Raw genomic sequence first — 18,503 nt, forward strand, 5'->3', positions numbered from 1 at the left:
CCGGGGCCCGGTCAGCGCAGCACCCGATGACTCAACCACCGTAAAGAACGCGGCAGCAACAACTCCTACTGCTGATCACTTGGCAGATTACGGCCACCCGGGAACCGCCCTCCGACGGCTATATCAAGCGCACTTGCGGCGGCATCGCTCCTGACCTAGCCCTCGTTCTCAGGTGGCTCGACCAAATCAGATCGGATTTGCCCGATGACCTCGTGGGAATGTTCGGTGTCGTACGCGAGCTTGAAGAGCCACCGATCCAGGATCAGGAAGCGGCCGACCCAGACGACGCCGAAGCCCAGCAGCTGGGCGAAAAACACTGCAGCACCACGAAACAGCCTTGTCTGATCGGCCACCGCGCTCTCGACGAAGTAGGTGAACAACGTGGCCAGCGAGACTCCTAAGATCATGACAACCGAGAACGCGATCACCTTGTTGCGCAGGTTCTCGCGAGACGTGAGCCGCCAGACAAAGCGCTTGTTGGCAAAGAAAGCCGGGATTACGAGGATGGCGGCTGCCAGCAGCGAGGCGGTGGTGTAGTCGTCGAGCCAAAGCCCCAAGACCTGGATGAGGCCCTGGCCGAGTGGAACAAAGGCCACCGACACGCCAGCGTAGCGCAGCTTTTTGCGCGCCTCCTCTGTGCGCGCGTATGCGATGAAGCCCGACGACGAGACGGCCATTACCAGTCAAGATACCCGGTAATCCGTTGCTCTGGGCCTGAACTAGCCCAATCTCGAAGCCGTGCAACGATGAGTACCTCCTGGCTGCGGCAGTGATGCTCGAAAGCGCTTCGTCGCAGCAGCCGTTCCTCGGGTGCTGTGAGGACCTCTCCGCAGGCCCCGCCCATATCTGGTTTGGGCGCAGTTGGCGCTGTCGCGGTCCGGTTATCGAGTGAGCCGTAACCACAAATAGAAACGCGACCTAGGGCAGAACGACCGCCGGATGGGCAAGTGCCCAGGGTGGTCTTGCAACGTAACAGCAAGGTCGTGCTCACCAATCAGTTCCTTCCGCGAGGAGACGACGGATTCGGTGATTTCTCCTCCTGCTGCGGAAGACCCTTATACAGTTGTTTGCGGCCGCGAACCTGCCACAGACATGGGTTGATGCATGAGCCGGAACGCATCGCTGCGACACCTTGCGCCGCTCGTTCGGCGGGAGGATCGCACCTACTACCCCATAACTGTCGTGCCGGCCAGCGCCCGAAAAGTCAAATCATCTCAGGGGGCGTGATGAACATGACACGAGTCGCCGATGCGTCTGCCGTCCAGAGTGAGGCGCCGACGGGGCCGGACGTGCAGCTGCTACTCCCCAAAGACGACGTCGAGGGCCCGGAGCTGACGATTCTCATTCCCGCGATGAACGAAGAGCTGACGGTCGGTGACTTTGTTGCCTGGTGTCACGAGGGCATTCGGGAAGCCGGGGTCGTGGGCGAGATCCTCATCGTTGATAGCTCCACCGACCGCACGGCGGAGATGGCGCTCGCCGGCGGTGCCCGCGTCCTGCGCACCCCGAAGCGCGGACTCGGTAGGGCGTACATCGACGCCCTACCGTATATACGCGGTCGCTACGTCGTCATGGGCGACGCCGACTGCACGTATGACTTCCGCAAGGTCGGCCTGTTTGTCGAGGCGATGCGGGACGGTAACGAGTTCGCGATGGGCTCCCGATGGCGGGGATCAATCGAGCCTGGGGCAATGCCGAGGCTCCACCAGTACTTCGGTACCCCGATCACAACCTGGGCTCTGAACGTCCTTTTCGGCAGCCGATTCAGTGATATCCACTGCGGCATGCGCGGCATCACCCGTGACGCGCTGCTGCGCATGGGGTTGGAGTCACAGTCGTGGGAGTACGCCTCGGAAATGGTGCTGAAGTCGGTTCGGATGGGGTTGAAGACCGTCGAGGTGCCGGTCAACTTCCTCAAGGACCGTGACGGGCGACTGTCCCACCACAAGCGCTCCGGATGGTTTTCCCCGTTCCACGCCGCCTGGATCAATCTGCGCGCCATGTTTGTCCACGGCGCCGAGTTCTTTCTCTTCAAGCCCGGCTTCGTAATGCTCGTGCTGGGCTTGTTATTGACCCTGCCGTTGAGCTTCGGACCGATCACGATTGGCCCAGTCACGCTCAGTCTATACGCCATGTTCGTCGGAACGGCGCTGTCAGTGATCGGGCTGCAAAGTATCTATTTCGGTTGCCTTGCCCACGTCTTCCTCGACTACACCGATCGGAACCGGGAACGATTGCGACGCCTATTCGACTACACGAAAGTGGTTCTCGTGAGCGCCGTGCTATTCATGGTCGGGTTTGCGCTGGATGTTGGGCTCGTCGTGCACTATGTAAATAACTCTTTCCGCCTTCCCAATCCACAGGCGACAATCAACCACCTTGCGATCACCGGTCTACTGTTCATGGCGTTGGGATTCTCGACCTTCTGTTTCACACTCCTGCTGCATGCCACTCGGGTGCGCTATGGAGCGCGCGATGACAAATCGTGATACCCGCGCCACGTCGTTCGGGGAGGCCAGAAAACCGACGCTGATGGACCGCGCTGGGGTGTGGCTGTCGCAGCACCAGATCCATCGCACGGTGGGCAGTCTTACCGACAAGGACGTTGCTGATATTGGCTGCGGGTACCAGGCCACAACCATGCGTCGTTACCTCGACACTGTGGACAGCGCGTTGCTGGTCGACCTCAGCCTCGCCGACGATCTGAAGGTCCACCCGCAGGTCACCGCGATCGAAGGTGAGCTCCCCGGTGTGCTGACCGGGCTGCCCACCCGCTCGCTTGATGTGATCCTGTGTATGGCGGTGCTCGAGCATCTCTGGGAACCGGACTTGACGCTGTTGGAGTTCCGCCGACTGCTGCGTCCCGGCGGCGTTTGCGCCATCAACGTTCCGTCCTGGGCCGGCAAACCAGTTCTGGAGGTATTGGCCTTCAAGCTCGGCTGGTCCCCTGCCGACGAGATGGACGACCACAAGATGTACTACAACCCGCGGGACCTCTGGCCGCTATTGGTCCGTGCCGGCTTCCGGCCCAGCCACATCCGCGTGTTCAAGCACAAGTTCCGCTTCGCCACATTCGCGGTCTGTCGTGCTGAGGAGGAGTCCTAAACCGTGACTTTCAGCAAAGAATTTCTCAGTGAATCGGTATCAGTGATCGACGCCATTGATACCGATCGCATCGAGCATGTAGCGCACGGGCTCGCCGCCCTGCGGGAACGCGGAGGCAGACTGTTCATCATCGGCGTGGGCGGATCCGCTGGGCATGCGTCCCACGCGGTCAACGATTTCCGCAAGATCTGCAACCTCGAGGCCTATACGCCTACCGACAACGTCTCCGAGTTGACCGCGCGCGTCAACGACGAGGGCTGGGATACCACCTTCGCTGAATGGCTGCGCGGATCGCGTCTTTCCGCAAAGGACGCGCTGCTGGTCTTCTCGGTCGGTGGCGGCGACGAGACCAAAGGCGTTTCCGCGAACATCGTGGCTGCGCTGCGGTTGGCCACCGAGCGGGACACGCCGATTTTCGGCATCGTCGGCCGTGACGGCGGCACCACCGCGAAGCTCGCCACCGCCGCCGTCATCATTCCCCCGCTCTTCGCCGACCACGTCACCCCGCACACCGAGGGACTGTGCGCGGTCGTCTGGCATCTCCTGGTTACCCACCCGGCACTGGCCAAGGTGGCGACCCGCTGGGAGTCGCTGAAGTGACCGCGGCGCTGCGCCGCTTCGCCGTCGTCGGCGGCGCCGGCTTTATCGGCGGTCACTTCGTGGAGCACCTGCTACGCATGGGGGCCGACCAAGTGACGGTCTACGACAACTTCTCCTCGGGACGCCGATGGCACCTCGCCGATGTCATCGACGACCCGCGACTACGGATCGAGGTCGGCGAAGTTGGCGACTTGGAGCACCTTGTTCAGACCGTGGCAGGACACGACACCGTGATCCACCTGGCCTCCAACCCGGATATCGCTGCCGCCGCGACCAACCCCGCCATCGACTTTGAGCAAGGCACACTGCTCACGCACCACGTGGCCGAGGCAGCTCGACGGTGTGGCGTCGAGCTTGTCCTCTACGCCTCGGGAAGCGGGGTCTACGGTGACCTCGGCGAGGTCGAGGCACCCGAGGACCACGGTCCAATGCTTCCCACCTCCACCTACGGTGCGAGCAAGCTGGCGGGAGAAGCACTGCTCTGCTCGTACGCGGCTATGTTCGATGTCTCGGCCCGGTGCTACCGCTTCGGCAATGTCGTCGGACCGCGCCAAACCCACGGCGTTGGCTATGACTTCATCCGCCGCCTGCTTGCCGACCCGAGCCACCTGCAGATCCTCGGCGACGGGCGGCAGAGCAAGTCGTATGTACACGTCGACGACGTCATCGCTGCAGTCATGACTGGTGCGAGAGCGGTAGAGGCGCCCTACGCCGTTTTCAATGTCGCCACCGAGGACTACATAACAGTCACCGAGATTGCCGAGTTGGCAGTCGAGGTGGTCGGCCTGCCGCCCGGGCGCACGATTCTTGAGTATACCGGCGGAGCGCGTGGCTGGAAGGGCGATGTTCCGATCGTGCGCCTCAACTCCCAGCGGATCCGGTCGCTCGGCTGGAAGAACGAGCGATCCTGCCAAGAGGCCTTAAGTGATTCGATGATGGCGATGCTTGTCGACGCGAGGGCCGGGAGGTTCGACGCATGATCGATGCGCCCACCGGGATCAGCACCCGCGCCGCGGTTTTCCTCGACCGCGATGGGGTGCTCAACGACGTCGAACTCCGTGACGGGACTCCCCACCCTCCGGCCAGAGTCGAGCAACTTCGCCTACTGCCCGGGGTCGTCGAGGCCTGCCATCGCCTGCGAGACCAGGGCTTCGTGCTGGTCGTTGTAACGAACCAACCAGACATCGCTCGGGGCAAGCAGACCCGCGACGAGGTTGACCGGATGCATGACATACTGCGCGGTCGGTTACCACTAGATGAAATCGTCATCTGCCCACACGACGATGCCGATGATTGCCGGTGCCGCAAACCGCGGCCGGGAATGATTCTGGACGCTGCCGCGCGGCTGGACATAGACCTCGCAGCCAGCGTCTGTGTCGGCGATCGGTGGCGCGACGTGGAGGCGGCGAATCGCGCCGGCGTGACAGCCATCTTTGTCGACCGGGGGTACGGCGAGCGCCGTCCCACGGATGCTGACGCTGTCGTGGCGAGCCTCCTCGATGCCGTCGAATTCATTGAGTCCCAACGTATTACAGGGGAACCACCGTATGAGTGAGAAAGTTGTTCTGCACCACGTCAAGATCTATGCCGACGGTGCCGACCTGGAGTCAATGGTCGCGCTCGCCAGCCGGACTGACATTGCTGGATTTACCACGAACCCAACCCTCATGCGCAAAGCCGGGATCAGCGATTATCAGGACTTCGCCCACAAGGTGCTCGAGACTATTACGGACCGACCGATTTCGTTTGAGGTGTTCGCCGACGATGCCGCCGGCATGCTGCGTCAGGCCCGGCTGATCTCCTCCTGGGGCCCGAATGTCTACGTCAAAATTCCCGTGACCGACACTAACCGCAATTCGATGGCCGACGTGGTGGCCGAATTGACCGCTGACGGTGTGCAACTCAATGTGACCGCATTGATGACGGTGCCCCAGGTCGAGACGGTCACCGCCGCGCTCGCAGGCACCCGGGGGGCGGTCGTATCGGTCTTCGCCGGTCGGATCGCCGACACAGGCCGCGACCCGATTCCGATCATGACCTCCGCTCTAGCCATCACGTCGGCTCAGCGCAACATCAGCCTCCTGTGGGCCAGCCCTCGGGAGATCCTCAACGTTAAGCAGGCCGACGACATCGGCGTGGACATCATCACGGTGACGCACGACATGCTGGCCAAGCTGTCGCTATTCGGCAAGGATCTCGACGACTTCTCGCTAGACACGGTGAAGATGTTCGACAACGACGCGCGCGCTGCGGGTTTCACGCTGTGAACCCCGATGCTCGCGTCGGAAAAGCTGCAGATCCAAACGACTGGGACCAGCACTGGGACGCCTACGGCGAGGCCGTCATGGGCAACCCCGCCAACGGCTATCGTCAGGCGCTGATTCTCAGGTTGCTGGGTCGGCCCCCGGCCGGGTCGACGGTGCTCGACATTGGTTGCGGTCAGGGGCAGTTCGCGCTTGCACTGCAGGAGATGTTTCCCAACCTCTCGGTGTGGGGTGTCGACAACAGCGCGGAGGGGGTGGCGCGCGGCCGCGAGTTCGCTGCCAGGCGAGGCATCCCTGCCGAGTTCCGTCAGTCGAACCTGTTGATGCCGGCCACGCTCGCCGATGGGCAACCGCCCGCCACTTACGCGGTGTGCACGGAGGTGCTCGAACACGTCGACGACCCCGTGACGCTGATCCGCAATGCCCGTGCCCTGTTGGCTCCGGGCTGCCACCTGGTGGTGACCGTGCCGGGCGGCCCGCGTACGGCCTTCGACCACCACTGGGGTCATGTTCAGCACTTCACTGCACACAAGCTCAACCAGGTACTCACGGATGCCGGCTATGAGGTGCGGAGGGTGGTCCGGGCCGGTTTTCCGTTCTTCAACCTGTACAAGCTTGCCGTGCTCGCCGGCGGGAAGAAGCTCATCAGCGACGTGGAGCAGCACCCGGACGGTAAAGCCATGCCGGCACAGTCGGCGGTGTATGGGTTCTTTCGTTTTGGGCTGCGGCACAGCCTGGACAACACACCGTTCGGCTGGCAGATGGCAGCGGTGGCGACCGTCCCGACGAAGGATCGTTCATGATCATCACTCGGACGCCGATGCGAATCACGCTCGGCGGTGGAGGCACCGATTTGCCGTCGTATTACGAACGTTTCGGCGGTGTGGTCATCTCGGCAGCAATCGACAAGCACATCTACATCTCGAGCAACGCCACTTTCACGCCCGACTACTTCCTGAAGTACTCAGCGCTGGAGCGCGTCGAGCAAGCGGCCGACATCGAGCATCCGATCGTGCGCGAAGCGCTTCTCGCGCACGGTATCGAGCCGTCGGTCGAGATCGTCAGCATGGCCGACATTCCGTCCGGGACCGGTCTGGGTTCCTCGGGAGCGTTCACTGTCGGCCTGCTGCAAGCGATTTACGCGATGAAACGCGACCACGTCGGCGCAGCGGAGGTCGCCGAGGAGGCCTGCCGAATCGAGATCGAGCGTCTTGGCCGGCCAGTCGGGAAGCAGGACCAGTACGTGGCCGCGTTCGGCGGCCTCAAGACCTACCACTTCAAGCCGGATGGTGGCGTGAAGGTTGTGCCTCTACAAATTTCCGAGGCCACATTCCACGACCTACAGGATCACTTGCTGATGTTCTTCACCGGTTACTCGCGGGCTGCCGACAAGGTGCTCGCGGAGCAGCGGGCCAAATCGACCGCCGGCGACTCGGCGATGATCGACAACCTCCACTACGTCAAGGAGCTCGGTTTGCGCAGTCAGGCTGCGTTAGAGAGCGGCGACTGTGAGGGCTACGCCGAACTGATGCACGAACACTGGGAACACAAGAAGAAGCGCTCGGGCATGATGTCCAACCCGAAAATCGACCGGTGGTATGCGCTCGGCCGCGAGAACGGCGCGGTTGGCGGCAAGCTCGTGGGCGCGGGAGCCGGTGGGTTCCTGCTCTTCTACACCCGAGAACCGCGCCGCCTGCGCAACGCGATGGCAGCCGAAGGGCTGCCCGAAGTGCGGTTCAACTTCGACAACGACGGCAGCGTCGTCCTGGTCCGATCCTGAGCGTCGGGCGTGCAGTGCGTCATCCTCGCTGGCGGAATCGGCAGCCGCATGTGGCCGGAGACGAGGACGGTGCCCAAAACACTGCTGCCGGTGCTGGACACACCTTTTGCCGACTGGCAGCTGTCGTGGCTGGCGCAGTCGGGCATCCATTCGGTCGTCTATAGCATCGGTTTCCTAGGCGACGCCGTCCGAGGATACGTGGGCGACGGGTCCAGATGGGGGGTGTCCGTTGTTTACGTCGACGAGGGCGAACACCTGCGTGGAACGGCCGGCGCGCTGCGTCTCGCCCTAGACTCCGGCGTGCTCGAGGATGACTTCCTTGTGCTGTATGGCGATTCCTGGCTGCAGGTCGATCCAGCGACCATACTTGAGAGCTTGCGCACGCGTTCCGAGCCCGCGCTCATGACCGTTCACCGCAATGAGGGCCGGTGGGACACCAGCAATGTGATCTTCGATGGTCGCCGAGTCGTGCGCTACGCCAAGGGGATCCACGAGAGGCCGCCGGAAATGAGCTGGATCGACTACGGCCTGACCGCGCTGCGCCGAAGTGTACTGGCCGAACGCGTGCCGCCCGCGGCGGTGTTCGACCTTGCGCCGGTACTGTCCGCACTCGCGTCCGAGGGGCAGTTGGCCGGGTTCGAGGTTCCCAATCGATTCTATGAGATCGGCTCCCCAGAGGGCCGAGCCGAACTGGAGGCGCTACTCGAAGCACGCCGACGCCGCGGGTCCGCTTACCCCCTTTAACGCAAGGCAGCTAAGTGCCCGGTAATGGTGGCACTCAGCTGTCGTTAACGAAATTAGAATTGATGTCACTTACTCGGTCATGCATCGGTACAGTTACTTGGCTGGACCCGAATGTTCAGGAGGGGAACGCGTGACTGGCGACCGTCACCCGACACGCGTGGACTCAGTCAGCGTTGTGATCCCGGTTTATAGCGGGGCCGTGACCCTGCCCGGCGTGGTGAAGGAGCTTAACCAACTCCGTTCAACCCAGAAAACGCCTAACGGTCGTGAGTTCCGCGTCGACGAGGTGCTCTTGGTGTGGGACCGGGGCATTCGTGGTAGCGAAGAAGTCGTGCGTGAGCTGGCTGCGCACAACGAATGGGTCCGACCGATTTGGCTGTCGCGCAACTTTGGACAACATCCTGCGACACTTGCGGGCATGACTTCCTCGGGTGGGGACTGGATCATCACGATGGACGAGGACGGGCAGCACGATCCCGCGTATATCGGTGACCTACTCGACAGGGCGTACCAGGATCGCACACAACTGGTGTACGCCTCGCCGATGAACCGACCACCACACGGTCTCTTGCGCAACACGGCGTCGTGGCTAACGAAGTGGTTATTCCTACACATCCTCGTGTCGTCCGACGGGCTCAGAGCCTTCAATAGCTATCGACTGATCCTTGGCGAGGCTGGACGAAGCGTCGCGGCCTACGCCGGCGCTGGGGTCTTTCTCGACGTCGCTCTTTCTTGGGTTGTGACCAACGCTTCAACTTGTCCGGTGTTAATGCGCCAAGAAGGACGGCCAGCGAGCGCCTACACCCTCCGCCGCCTGGTCTCGCATTTCTGGCGGCTAGTCATCTCTTCGGGTACCCGGCCGCTGCGTTTCGTCTCCATGATGGGCATTTTGTTCGCTCTTCTCGGCTTCGGCGTCGCGATCTACAGCGTGATCCAGAAAATGGTCGGAGACGTTGGCGTGCAAGGGTGGACATCGGTGTTCGTCGCGACGCTTGTCGTCGGCGGAGCCGTCTTGCTCGCGCTGGGGATTATTGCCGAGTACATCGCCGCTTCAGCCAATATGGCGATGGGCAAGCCTGTGTATGTCATCGTGCGCGATCCCGGCGACGTATTCGACAGCCCGGCGGATTGACGGGTGCTTACGTGGATCGTGGGCCGCGGCGGACTCCTCGGCAGCGCCGTGTCGCGCGCGATGGGCGCGAAGTTCGTAGAACGCCCTGTGCCATGGGAGAATCACGATGCGGCGATTGAGGTGCTTGACTCCGACCTCAGTCGATTTATCCAAGCAGCCCAAAACCAAGATTGGTCGATTGTTTGGGCCGCCGGAAGTGGCGTCGTCGGGACCACGGCCGAGCAACTCAGGGCGGAGACGCGCATCTTGTCTCACTTCCTCACGAAGCTGCAAGACTCCCGGCCGGTCGGTCAAGGTGCCATCTTCTTCTCGTCCTCCGCGGGGGGCGTATACGCGGGGTCGATTCACCCACCGTTCAGCGAGTTGACGACGCCACGACCGCTCAGCCCGTACGGCGAGATGAAACTCGCTCAGGAGGAAATGCTGTGGACAGCGCTTGGAGGGCGCGTCCCACTCGTCATCGGACGATTCTCGAACCTTGCCGGACCTGGTCAGAACCTCGTGAAACAGCAGGGTCTCGTGAGTCAGCTCTGCCGAGCCGCAGTTACGCGGCAGTCTTTGAACGTTTTCGTGCCGATGGAGACCCTTCGCGACTACTTGTACGTCGACGACGCCGCCGCGATGGTGCGCACGCTGGTCAGGAATGCGGTGCAGGATCAACCGTCGACGCCGGTACTGCGCAATATCTCGTCTCAACGGCCCGTGTCCGTCTGCACCGTCCTACGAACGGTGCAGCAGGTCGCACACCGCACGGTCCGGATTGCACTCGGAACCAGCCCGTCCTCGAGATATCATGTCCGGGACCTGCGACTTTGCACACATTTCTCGCACGAATTTAAGGGCGTGGCGATCACACCCTTCCCCGTGACAGTCAAGCGTGTCTACGACGACGTACTGTGGCGCGTGCGCTTTCCAAGTGTCGGCACCTCCGTTGCTGATTCGCATTGAGTTCCGAGGAGACATCGGTTGGCGGAGGGCGGACCCGCAAAGGCGTCGCATTTGAGTCTGCTCATGTGGTCCGAGACGTGATGCTGATCAAGACCGCGATGAGGCGTCGTTGGTCACCGCCTCACTCGTTGGAGAAGCAGTACATGCGGTAAGACGTCTCTCCGCTTCGCAGTCCACGGCTGAACTTCGGGTGTACATACCGCCGAATCGTGCCCGAGAAATACCGAGACACCTCCTGCCACCGCGGCAGATTCTTCTCCAATGCGCGCGCAACCTCCTCACTGATGTCCCTTTCCGATATCAGCCGCATAGGAGTGGCGCTTAGCTCCTCCTCCCATTCGGTGATCCGGTCGCGTCGGCGCCAATCGGCGTACAGGAAGTGGCCTCCCGGGCGCAGCACGCGCGCCACTTCGGCGAGGAACCCGGGAAACGAAGGGTAGCAATGCGAGGCTTCGACACTGATCACTGCATCAAACGACTGATCAGGGAAGGGAAGGCTTTCGGCATTGCCCTGCACAAAATCCAGGCCGGGCAGATTGTGCCTTTTTCGGCAGAAATCGACGCCAGCGGGGTCCAGGTCCAGCCCTGTGTATGCGGCCGGACCGAGGGTGCGCATGAGATAGGACGCGCCACCGCCGTGCCCGCAACTAGCTTCCAGCACGCGTTTGCCGTTGAGGTCGACTTGGGCCGCTGTACGGTGGTAAAGCTGGATGAAGTACCGGTTGGGCTCGTCGGACGTCTCCAGCGGCAGGGCCATCGGCGGATCCTCCTCGTAGCCCCAGTTGAGGAACACCAAATCGTCACCGCTGAAATAGCGGGTGGCGAGGGGATAGAAGTACTTCGCAAGGAATTTCCAGGACGGGGTGACCAGCAATCGGTTCGTGAGGCTCACGGGTGGAGTATGACAGGATGCGCGGGCTAATACGGCGAATGGGCCGTGCAGTTCCCCAGTCGCCTGCAGCTACTTCTCGGCGACCCTTGTGTTTGCCATGCTCTTTCAAAGATGGTTGAGCTCAGTGAACGCGATGCGACCGCAACGGAAGTCCGGTCCGAATCGTGGTTGGGCGGCTGGCGCGGGAGCTGAACGCGCACGTGAAGCCCCGCGGAACGGGAGCGTCCGGATCATGCCGCACAAGGCGAGCGTGACGAGCGGGCGGCGACGCAGGTAATCAAGCAGAATCACCGACTGCGTGCGCAGAATTGAGAAACTGCGCCGAGCTAGCGAGGTGTTGGTGGCGCCGGTCGCGCATCTTGCCTAGGAGTACCTCCCGCTTGCGCGGCAATCGGCTCCGGATAACACCATGAATCCTGTTGATGCGAACAACTTCTCGACCGCTGTCGCACTGCGGATCATCGGCACCCCGTCGTCGAGCTGCTAGGGCTGCCACGAGAGGACGCTCGACTCCCGGCGGGAGTGCGCGGACGCCGAGGTACTTGGGCCGATCGACAAAAATGCGGCTCGATTACGCCCAGTCAGCCGAGCCTCGTCCCACACCCAGGCCGAGTCGAAACCATTCCTCCAATTGCCCCTGATGCTAAAGTCTCATGGCGTGACCATCCTTCGCGTGGCTCGCCGCGGGGTCCACGCTCTTGCAGTTGAGCCGCGCACGTTCGATCTCCTCCGCTGGATACTCGAAGCGGGGTACCGGGGCGAGAAACGAGTCCTGCGCAGGGAGGGAATCACCGAGGCGGCGTCGGTCTTAGACCTGGGCTGCGGTACAGGCGTGATGGCGAGCTCTTTCCGCCCCGAGAGCTACGTCGGGGTGGATCTGAATCCCCGTTACATCTCGCGCGCCCGCGCCACCAAGAGCCGCTACCGTTTCGAGGTTGCAGACGGACGATCCTTGCCGTTCGCGGACGGCTCTTTTGATGCAGTGCTGATCAGCGGCGTGATCCACCACCTCGACGACGCTACCGTGCATGGCTTTCTACAAGAGGCCCGCCGCGTTCTCGTGCCCGGAAGGGGCGTCTTGCTGATGTCCGAGCCCGTTCCGACGCGGCACCGATGGAACTGGATCGGGCGCCTCGTCGTCCGGCTCGATGAAGGAGATTTCATCCGCCCTTCGGAGCGCTACCTTGAGATGGCCTGCGAAGTCTTTGGTCAAGGGGCCGTTCGTCACTATGCGACGTCGAGTGGCGTGTCCGACCGCATTGTGATTGTGGCCCACAACGCAAGCTGACGGTTATGGGGCTTAATGGGGCGGCAAAGTTGCGCGAATGCGCTAAGTCCTTCTCTGGGTGTCAGGAGCAGGGGCCGTAAAGTCCGCTAGCTGGCCCATGGCCCGATCGCTTGGGCGGCTGCAAGCGTGGGGCAACGCCGCACTTCGGTAGGGTGCTTGCTCATCGAGCTGAACCTGCCGTAGGTTCTGATGGTCCTCCTTCCTACACGCTGATATCGCGGGAGACCCCAGGAGGGTTTGATTGAGAGCGCTCGTCTGCGGCATTTCAGGCCAGGATGGGGCTTATCTGGCGCACTTGTTACTCGACAAGGGTTACGAGGTGGTCGGTACGTCACGCGATGCGCAGGTCGGTGGCTTCGCCAATCTGGTGCGACTCGGAATCCGCGACCGCGTGCATCTGGAGTCCATGGCGGCCAACGACTTTCGCAGCGTCCTGAATGTGCTACGCAGGACCGACCCCCAGGAAATCTATAACCTCTCCGGACAAAGCTCGGTCGGTCTGTCGTTTGAGCAACCGGTGGAAACCCTTGAGAGCATCGCAGTCGGCACGATCAATTTGCTTGAGGCGATACGTTTTCTCGACAAGCCGATTCGTTTCTACAGCGCCGGCTCCGGCGAGTGCTTTGGGGATACCGAAGGCCACGCGGCAAACGAGCAGACGCCCTTTCGCCCCCGCAGCCCATACGCCGTCGCCAAGAGTACGGCGCACTGGCTCGTCGCGAACTACCGGACCGCATACAGGCTGCACGCCAGCACCGGAATATTGTTCAACCATGAATCACCCTTGCGCCCTGAGCGTTTCGTGACAAAGAAGATCGTGACGGCGGCGGTCCGCATCGCCGCAGGCGACCGGACACGTCTTATGCTGGGGAACATTAATATCAAACGAGACTGGGGCTGGGCCCCCGAATATGTCGACGCAATGTGGCGCATGCTGCAGCAGCCCGCCGGCTCGGACTTCGTGATCGCCACGGGGAAAAGCCACACTCTCGAGGAGTTTGCCGAGACTGCGTTCGGGCAGGTTGGGCTTGACTGGCGCGAGCACACTGATCTTTCGGAGGCACTAATGCGGCCTTCTGATCTCGCCGAAGGCCGTGGCGACGCTTCCAGAGCGCGGGAAGTTCTCGGTTGGTCGGCGACTTACCGCATGCGCGATGTCGTCAAGGCAATGGTTGAGGCCGAGATGGCTGAGGTCGAGCGCCGGTGAAAGTCGCATTCGACCACCAGATCTTCTCTTTCCAGCGGTACGGCGGCGTTTCGCGCTATTTCTTCGAGCTGGCAAGCCGCTTGCCTACTTATGGCATCGAGGCACCGGTCGTTGCTCCGTTGCACGTTAACAACTACCTGAAAGGAGATGCTGCGCGCCGTCTAACGCGTGGCAAGTATGTACCCTACACATTCGGAGGCATTCCCGTTGTCCCTATTGTGAACCGGTTTGCCGCACCGCTGGCATGGCGGGGAGTGAATGCGGACATCATTCACGAAACCTACTTCGCAGAAAAGGCTTTCGGGAAGGGTCGGCGACGCGTGGTGACGATGTACGACATGATCTATGAGCTGTTCCCTAACGAGTTCCCCGACGCAACGCGGGTGACAGGCGCCAAACGCGCCGCGGTCAATCGCGCCGACCATGTGATCTGTATTTCCGAAAATACGCGGCGGGACCTTGTGCGTCTTTTCGACATCGACCCAGCACGAACTAGTGTTGTGCATCTCGGCTATTCGATGACCACAGAGACCGACACCCTAGAACAGGATAATGGCGAGCGCGGATTATCACTCCTCTACGTAGGAAATCGCCGGGGCTACAAGAACTTCAGTACCCTGCTGCAGGCCTACGGCAGCTCTCCGGTTCTGCAGGAATTCGAGCTGATAGCCTTCGGCGGCCCCCCACTGCTGCCCGACGAGCACAAAGAGATCAGTCGGTTGGGCATCACCGACCGGGTGCGCCACGAGTCCGGCTCTGACCAGGAGCTAGCCGCACGCTACCGCGCAGCCACCGCGTTCGTCTTCCCGTCGAAGTACGAGGGCTTCGGGCTTCCACCCCTCGAAGCCATGAACCACGGCTGCCCGGTCGTTTGTAGCAATGCTGGATCGATTCCAGAAGTTGTCGGGGACGCGGGCTCTTATTTCGATCCCAACAGCCCCGAGGAGCTACGCACGGCTCTGGAACGCGTCGTGACGACGCAAGGAATGCGGGATGATCTACGGGCACACGGATACGCGCGCCTCGCCGCATTCTCCTGGGACAAGTGTGCTGCGGAGACGGCGCGAATCTACCGCGAAATCATCTGACAGCGGTTTCTGTTTGAACTTCCGTAACTAGGAGCCGCAACCCACCCAACGGGCAGTGCAGCGAAAGCATGCGCGTCGGCTCGTTGGCCAGCGCCAGGCTGAACCAATGGCGATGCCCATCGTGCAGCAGAAGATAGATAATGGCATTTGGCATCGCCTACAGCACGACAAACGAAAGGCAGACCTAGTCGTGAAGTTCGCCCTGGCCAGCTACGGCACCCGCGGCGACGTCGAGCCCTGCACCGCGGTCGCCCGGGAACTGCGTCGCCGCGGGCACGAAGTCGGCATGGCCGTCCCGCCCAACCTGGTCGCCCTCGTCGAGTCGGCCGGATTGACGGCCGCCGCCTATGGACCGGACCAGCAGGAAGGCTTCTGGGACACGGACTTCCTGGCCAAGTTCTGGAACTTTCCCGAAGTTAGACGGCGATGGCGGGAAGCCCAGGACATGCTTGTCCGGTCCTGGGCGGAGATGAGCGCGACGCTGACATCGCTGTCCGAGGGTGCCGATCTGGTGTTCACCGGCCCGGGCTTCCCGGGGATCGCGGCGGACGTGGCCGAGCACCTCGGCCTTCCGTTGGCCACCATGCATTACTTCCCGATGCGGCCCAACGGCCGGCTCGCCCCGAACCTGCCGGCGCCGCTGGTCCGCTCGGGGATGGCCGCGCTGGACTGGGTCCAGTGGCGGGTGACCAAGAAGGCCGAGGACGCGCAGCGCCGGGCATTCGGCCTGCCGAAGGTGAAGGGTCCCGCGCCGCAACGGATGGCCGCGCGCGGTGCGTTGGAGATTCAGGCCTATGACGAAGTGTGCTTTCCCGGCCTGGCCGACGAATGGGCGAAGTGGGCCGGCCAGCGCCCCTTTGTCGGGACGCTGACCATGGAGCTGACGACGGACGTCGACGACGAGGTCGCATCGTGGATCGCGGCGGGAACGCCGCCGATCTGCTTCGGCTTCGGCAGCACAACGGTCGATTCGCCGGCCGACACCATCACCATGATCGCCGAGGCCTGCGCGGAGTTGGGCGAGCGGGCGTTGGTGTGCTCGGGCAAAACCGATTTCAGTGGCGTCGCCCATCCCGACCACGTCAAGGTCGTGGGCGTGGTCAACTACGCAACGGTCTTTCCCGCTTGCCGGGCGGTGGTGCACCACAGCGGCGCGGGGACCACAGCCGCTGGCCTGCGCGCCGGCGTGCCTACCTTGAGCCTTTGGAGCATGAGCGATCAGAAGATCTGGGCAGGCCAGGTGGATCGGTTGAAAGTCGGTGTCGCCCGGCCGTTTTCCCAAACCACGCGCGCGTCGCTGGTGGCCGACCTGCGCCAGATCCTCTCCCCCGACTACGTCTCCCGCGCCCGCGAGCTGGCCGCCCGGATGACCAAGCCCGCGGACAGCATCACCAAGACCGCCGACCTTCTGGAAAACTTCGCGCGCGTGGGACGGATTGGGTGAGGAGCCATACCCCCGACGTCGCCGGTGCACGGCAACTGCAAGGCTAGGACCCGTGACGAAATTCGTTCTCGCCGGGTATGGAACGCGCGGCGACATCGAGCCTTTGGCGGCTGTCGGCCGCGAGCTGGTGCGCCGAGGGCACGACGTCGCCATGGCCGTCCCGCCGGAATTGGTGGGCTTCGCCGAGTCCGCCGGGCTCGCGGCGGTCCCGTACGGCCCGGAACTGCATGATTTCCTGGACGAGGAGTTCCTCCGCAACATGTGGGCGGAGTTCTTCCGGAACATCTGGACGGTCCGCAGCCCGATCCGACTGATGCGCAAGGTGTGGGAGCCCCTCATCCGGCATTGGGGCGAGGTGAGCACCACGCTCACGTCGCTTGCGGCCGGCGCCGACCTGCTCTGCACCGGCCTGAATTTCGAGCAGGCCGCCGCCAACGTCGCCGAGTTCTACGGCATTCCGCTGGCGACACTGCATCACTTCCCGATGCGGGCCAACGGCCAGCTCGTTCCGCGCGTGCCGGCGCCGCTGTTCCGCTCCAGCATGAAGACGGTCGAGTGGTTGTTTTGGCGCTCGACCAAGCGGGTCGAGAACGAACAGCGCCGCGAACTCGGGTTGCCCGCCGCCACGAAACCCTCCCCGCGGAGGATCGCCGAACGCGGCTCGCTCGAGATCCAGGCCTATGACGACGTCTGCTTTCCCGGCCTGGCCGCCGAATGGGCGAAGAAATGGGGCGACCGACGGCCCTTTGTCGGCGCGCTGACCATGGAGTTGACCACGGACGCCGACGAGGACGTGGCGTCGTGGATCGCCGGTGGCTCACCGCCGATCTGCTTCGGTTCGGGCAGCATTCCCCTCGAGTCTCCTTCCGCCACAGTCGAGATGATCAGCTCGGCATCCGCGACCCTGGGCGAGCGGGCGCTGCTGTGTTTCGGCGGAACCGACTTCAGCGGAGTGCCGCATTCCGGCCACGTCAAGCTCGTGGGCGTGGTGAATTACGCATCGGTGTTCCCGGCGTGCCGGGCGGTCGTTCATCACGGAGGTTCGGGCACCACCGCCGCGAGCCTGCGTGCCGGCGTCCCCACGCTGATCCTGTGGAGCTCGGCCGACCAGCCCTACTGGGGGAATCAGGTCAAGCGCCTCAAGGTGGGAACCGCCCGACGCTTCTCGGAGACCACCGAAGGCTCGCTTGTCGCGGACCTCCGCGAGATCCTCGCCCCGGAGTATGCTGCCCGGGCCCGCGAACTCGCCGCCCGGATGACCACCCCCGCCGAGAGCATCGCCAAGGCCGCCGATCTCTTGGAGAAGGCCGCCCGGGAGAAAGCCTCTAGCTGAAGCGATGCTTAACGGGCCGGCTTGATCAGCAGGCCCTGACCCGTCGGCAACGCGCAGATCTTCACGCCCAGTTCGTTCGCCACCGCATCCATGGCGGCGCGCTGCTCGTCACGCCCCCGGTTGGCGTAGTCATCGAGAAGCACGAACGCTCCCGGTGTGAGCCGCGGCCAGAAATGGCGCAGCGCGGCGACTTCCGGTGGGGCGCAGTTCATGTCGATGTGCAGATACGCGATGGCGGTCGCGTCGACCTCGTCGAGCGTCTCCGGCACCGCGCCGACGATGATGCGGTGGTTCTGCCATTCGGCAAAATTGGCGCGGACACTTTGGACCCCGCTGGCATACATCCCGTTGCGCAGGTGATCTTCGCTGATCTCCAGTGCCCCGGACCGGCGTTCGTTCTCGGTGACGAAGCGCGGGTCGAGTCCGGCGAACGTGTCGAGCAGGTAGAACGTCTTGCCCAGCCGGTCCCAGTCCAGGTATTCCATGATGGCGCTGCTCAAGAACCCGTAGCTCACGCCGCATTCGACGAAGTCGCCGTCGAGCTTGCTGGCGCTGGCCGCCGCCCACAGCCCGACGTGCACGCGCCACTGCCACTGGTACCAATCCTCTTTGCCCAGCGATCGGGCGCCGCGCCGGTAGGCGCGCTGGAAGTCCGGATCGTCCAGGAACGCGTGAAAG

19 protein-coding genes are annotated in these 18,503 nt (G+C 62.9%); 16 read left to right on the forward strand and 3 right to left on the reverse strand.

Going from position 1 to position 18,503, the window contains the following annotated elements; genetic code table 11:
* Positions 1-155: 155 nt before the first annotated feature.
* On the reverse strand, positions 156-677 hold the full coding sequence (locus C1737_RS08045; RefSeq protein ID WP_102417686.1) for a hypothetical protein: 522 nt from the start codon (positions 675-677) through the stop codon (positions 156-158).
* Positions 678-1,226: 549 nt separating this feature from the next.
* Between C1737_RS08045 and C1737_RS08050 the strand changes: the two genes are divergently transcribed.
* The 11 genes from C1737_RS08050 to C1737_RS08100 all read left to right on the forward strand — a co-directional run bounded on the left by C1737_RS08050 (position 1,227) and on the right by C1737_RS08100 (position 10,573).
* Positions 1,227-2,489, forward strand: a complete 1,263-nt coding sequence (locus tag C1737_RS08050; protein ID WP_199182790.1) for a glycosyltransferase family 2 protein — start codon at positions 1,227-1,229, stop codon at positions 2,487-2,489.
* Complete coding sequence (locus C1737_RS08055) at positions 2,476-3,105, forward strand: class I SAM-dependent methyltransferase (RefSeq protein ID WP_158243958.1); 630 nt, start codon at positions 2,476-2,478, stop codon at positions 3,103-3,105. The genes C1737_RS08050 and C1737_RS08055 overlap by 14 nt, the downstream gene beginning before the upstream one ends.
* A 42-nt stretch (positions 3,106-3,147) precedes the next feature.
* On the forward strand, positions 3,148-3,705 hold the full coding sequence (locus C1737_RS08060; protein ID WP_199182791.1) for an SIS domain-containing protein: 558 nt from the start codon (positions 3,148-3,150) through the stop codon (positions 3,703-3,705).
* The gene (locus tag C1737_RS08065) at positions 3,702-4,685 is read left to right on the forward strand and encodes an NAD-dependent epimerase/dehydratase family protein (protein WP_102417689.1); all 984 of its coding nucleotides are present in this window, start codon (positions 3,702-3,704) and stop codon (positions 4,683-4,685) included. The genes C1737_RS08060 and C1737_RS08065 overlap by 4 nt, the downstream gene beginning before the upstream one ends.
* A complete protein-coding gene (locus C1737_RS08070; RefSeq protein ID WP_102417690.1) occupies positions 4,682-5,260 on the forward strand; it encodes an HAD-IIIA family hydrolase in 579 nt (192 codons plus the stop codon). Before C1737_RS08065 ends, C1737_RS08070 begins: the two co-directional genes overlap by 4 nt.
* On the forward strand, positions 5,253-5,972 hold the full coding sequence (locus tag C1737_RS08075) for a transaldolase (protein ID WP_199182792.1): 720 nt from the start codon (positions 5,253-5,255) through the stop codon (positions 5,970-5,972). The genes C1737_RS08070 and C1737_RS08075 overlap by 8 nt, the downstream gene beginning before the upstream one ends.
* Positions 5,969-6,772 carry a bifunctional 2-polyprenyl-6-hydroxyphenol methylase/3-demethylubiquinol 3-O-methyltransferase UbiG gene (locus C1737_RS08080; RefSeq protein ID WP_102417692.1) on the forward strand — a complete coding sequence of 268 codons (804 nt, stop codon included), beginning with the start codon at positions 5,969-5,971 and terminating at the stop codon, positions 6,770-6,772. Before C1737_RS08075 ends, C1737_RS08080 begins: the two co-directional genes overlap by 4 nt.
* Positions 6,769-7,749 carry a galactokinase gene (locus C1737_RS08085; RefSeq protein ID WP_102417693.1) on the forward strand — a complete coding sequence of 327 codons (981 nt, stop codon included), beginning with the start codon at positions 6,769-6,771 and terminating at the stop codon, positions 7,747-7,749. Before C1737_RS08080 ends, C1737_RS08085 begins: the two co-directional genes overlap by 4 nt.
* A gap of 9 nt (positions 7,750-7,758) precedes the next feature.
* Positions 7,759-8,493, forward strand: coding sequence for a sugar phosphate nucleotidyltransferase (locus C1737_RS08090; protein ID WP_199182793.1), 735 nt, complete (start codon positions 7,759-7,761; stop codon positions 8,491-8,493).
* 175 nt (positions 8,494-8,668) lie between these two features.
* Positions 8,669-9,625 (forward strand): glycosyltransferase, encoded by a 957-nt coding sequence (locus tag C1737_RS08095; protein ID WP_255413381.1) that lies wholly within the window; start codon positions 8,669-8,671, stop codon positions 9,623-9,625.
* A gap of 3 nt (positions 9,626-9,628) precedes the next feature.
* A complete protein-coding gene (locus tag C1737_RS08100; protein WP_102417696.1) occupies positions 9,629-10,573 on the forward strand; it encodes an NAD(P)-dependent oxidoreductase in 945 nt (314 codons plus the stop codon).
* Positions 10,574-10,694: 121 nt separating this feature from the next.
* Here the strand turns inward: C1737_RS08100 and C1737_RS08105 are convergent, their stop codons facing one another.
* Positions 10,695-11,465, reverse strand: coding sequence for a phthiotriol/phenolphthiotriol dimycocerosates methyltransferase (locus tag C1737_RS08105; RefSeq protein ID WP_199182794.1), 771 nt, complete (start codon positions 11,463-11,465; stop codon positions 10,695-10,697).
* Positions 11,466-12,123: 658 nt separating this feature from the next.
* Here C1737_RS08105 and C1737_RS08110 point away from each other — a divergent pair.
* From C1737_RS08110 to C1737_RS08130, 5 genes are all read left to right on the forward strand, one after another.
* Positions 12,124-12,753, forward strand: coding sequence for a class I SAM-dependent methyltransferase (locus C1737_RS08110; protein ID WP_158243959.1), 630 nt, complete (start codon positions 12,124-12,126; stop codon positions 12,751-12,753).
* Positions 12,754-12,994: 241 nt separating this feature from the next.
* Positions 12,995-13,960 carry a GDP-mannose 4,6-dehydratase gene (locus tag C1737_RS08115; RefSeq protein WP_102417698.1) on the forward strand — a complete coding sequence of 322 codons (966 nt, stop codon included), beginning with the start codon at positions 12,995-12,997 and terminating at the stop codon, positions 13,958-13,960.
* Positions 13,957-15,048, forward strand: coding sequence for a glycosyltransferase family 1 protein (locus C1737_RS08120; protein WP_102417699.1), 1,092 nt, complete (start codon positions 13,957-13,959; stop codon positions 15,046-15,048). The genes C1737_RS08115 and C1737_RS08120 overlap by 4 nt, the downstream gene beginning before the upstream one ends.
* Positions 15,049-15,238: 190 nt before the next feature.
* Entirely contained in the window at positions 15,239-16,492 is a 1,254-nt protein-coding gene (locus tag C1737_RS08125; RefSeq protein ID WP_102417700.1) for a glycosyltransferase, read from the forward strand.
* A 52-nt stretch (positions 16,493-16,544) separates the two neighbouring features.
* Positions 16,545-17,825, forward strand: coding sequence for a glycosyltransferase (locus C1737_RS08130; protein ID WP_102417701.1), 1,281 nt, complete (start codon positions 16,545-16,547; stop codon positions 17,823-17,825).
* An 8-nt stretch (positions 17,826-17,833) separates the two neighbouring features.
* Here the strand turns inward: C1737_RS08130 and C1737_RS08135 are convergent.
* A partial coding sequence (locus tag C1737_RS08135; RefSeq protein WP_102417702.1) for a class I SAM-dependent methyltransferase occupies positions 17,834-18,503 on the reverse strand: 670 nt, incomplete at its 5' end.

Source organism: Mycobacterium sp. 4858 (assembly GCF_900240975.1).
Lineage (GTDB): Bacteria > Actinomycetota > Actinomycetes > Mycobacteriales > Mycobacteriaceae > Mycobacterium.

Bases quoted from the DNA above. Each gene is read 5' to 3' on its own strand.
- C1737_RS08055 (WP_158243958.1), top strand. From the start codon at position 2,476: ATGACAAATCGTGATACCCGCGCCACGTCGTTCGGGGAGGCCAGAAAA.
- C1737_RS08050 (WP_199182790.1), top strand. From the start codon at position 1,227: ATGAACATGACACGAGTCGCCGATGCGTCTGCCGTCCAGAGTGAGGCG.
- C1737_RS08085 (WP_102417693.1), top strand. From the start codon at position 6,769: ATGATCATCACTCGGACGCCGATGCGAATCACGCTCGGCGGTGGAGGC.
- C1737_RS08045 (WP_102417686.1), bottom strand. From the start codon at position 677: ATGGCCGTCTCGTCGTCGGGCTTCATCGCATACGCGCGCACAGAGGAG.
- C1737_RS08075 (WP_199182792.1), top strand. From the start codon at position 5,253: ATGAGTGAGAAAGTTGTTCTGCACCACGTCAAGATCTATGCCGACGGT.
- C1737_RS08070 (WP_102417690.1), top strand. From the start codon at position 4,682: ATGATCGATGCGCCCACCGGGATCAGCACCCGCGCCGCGGTTTTCCTC.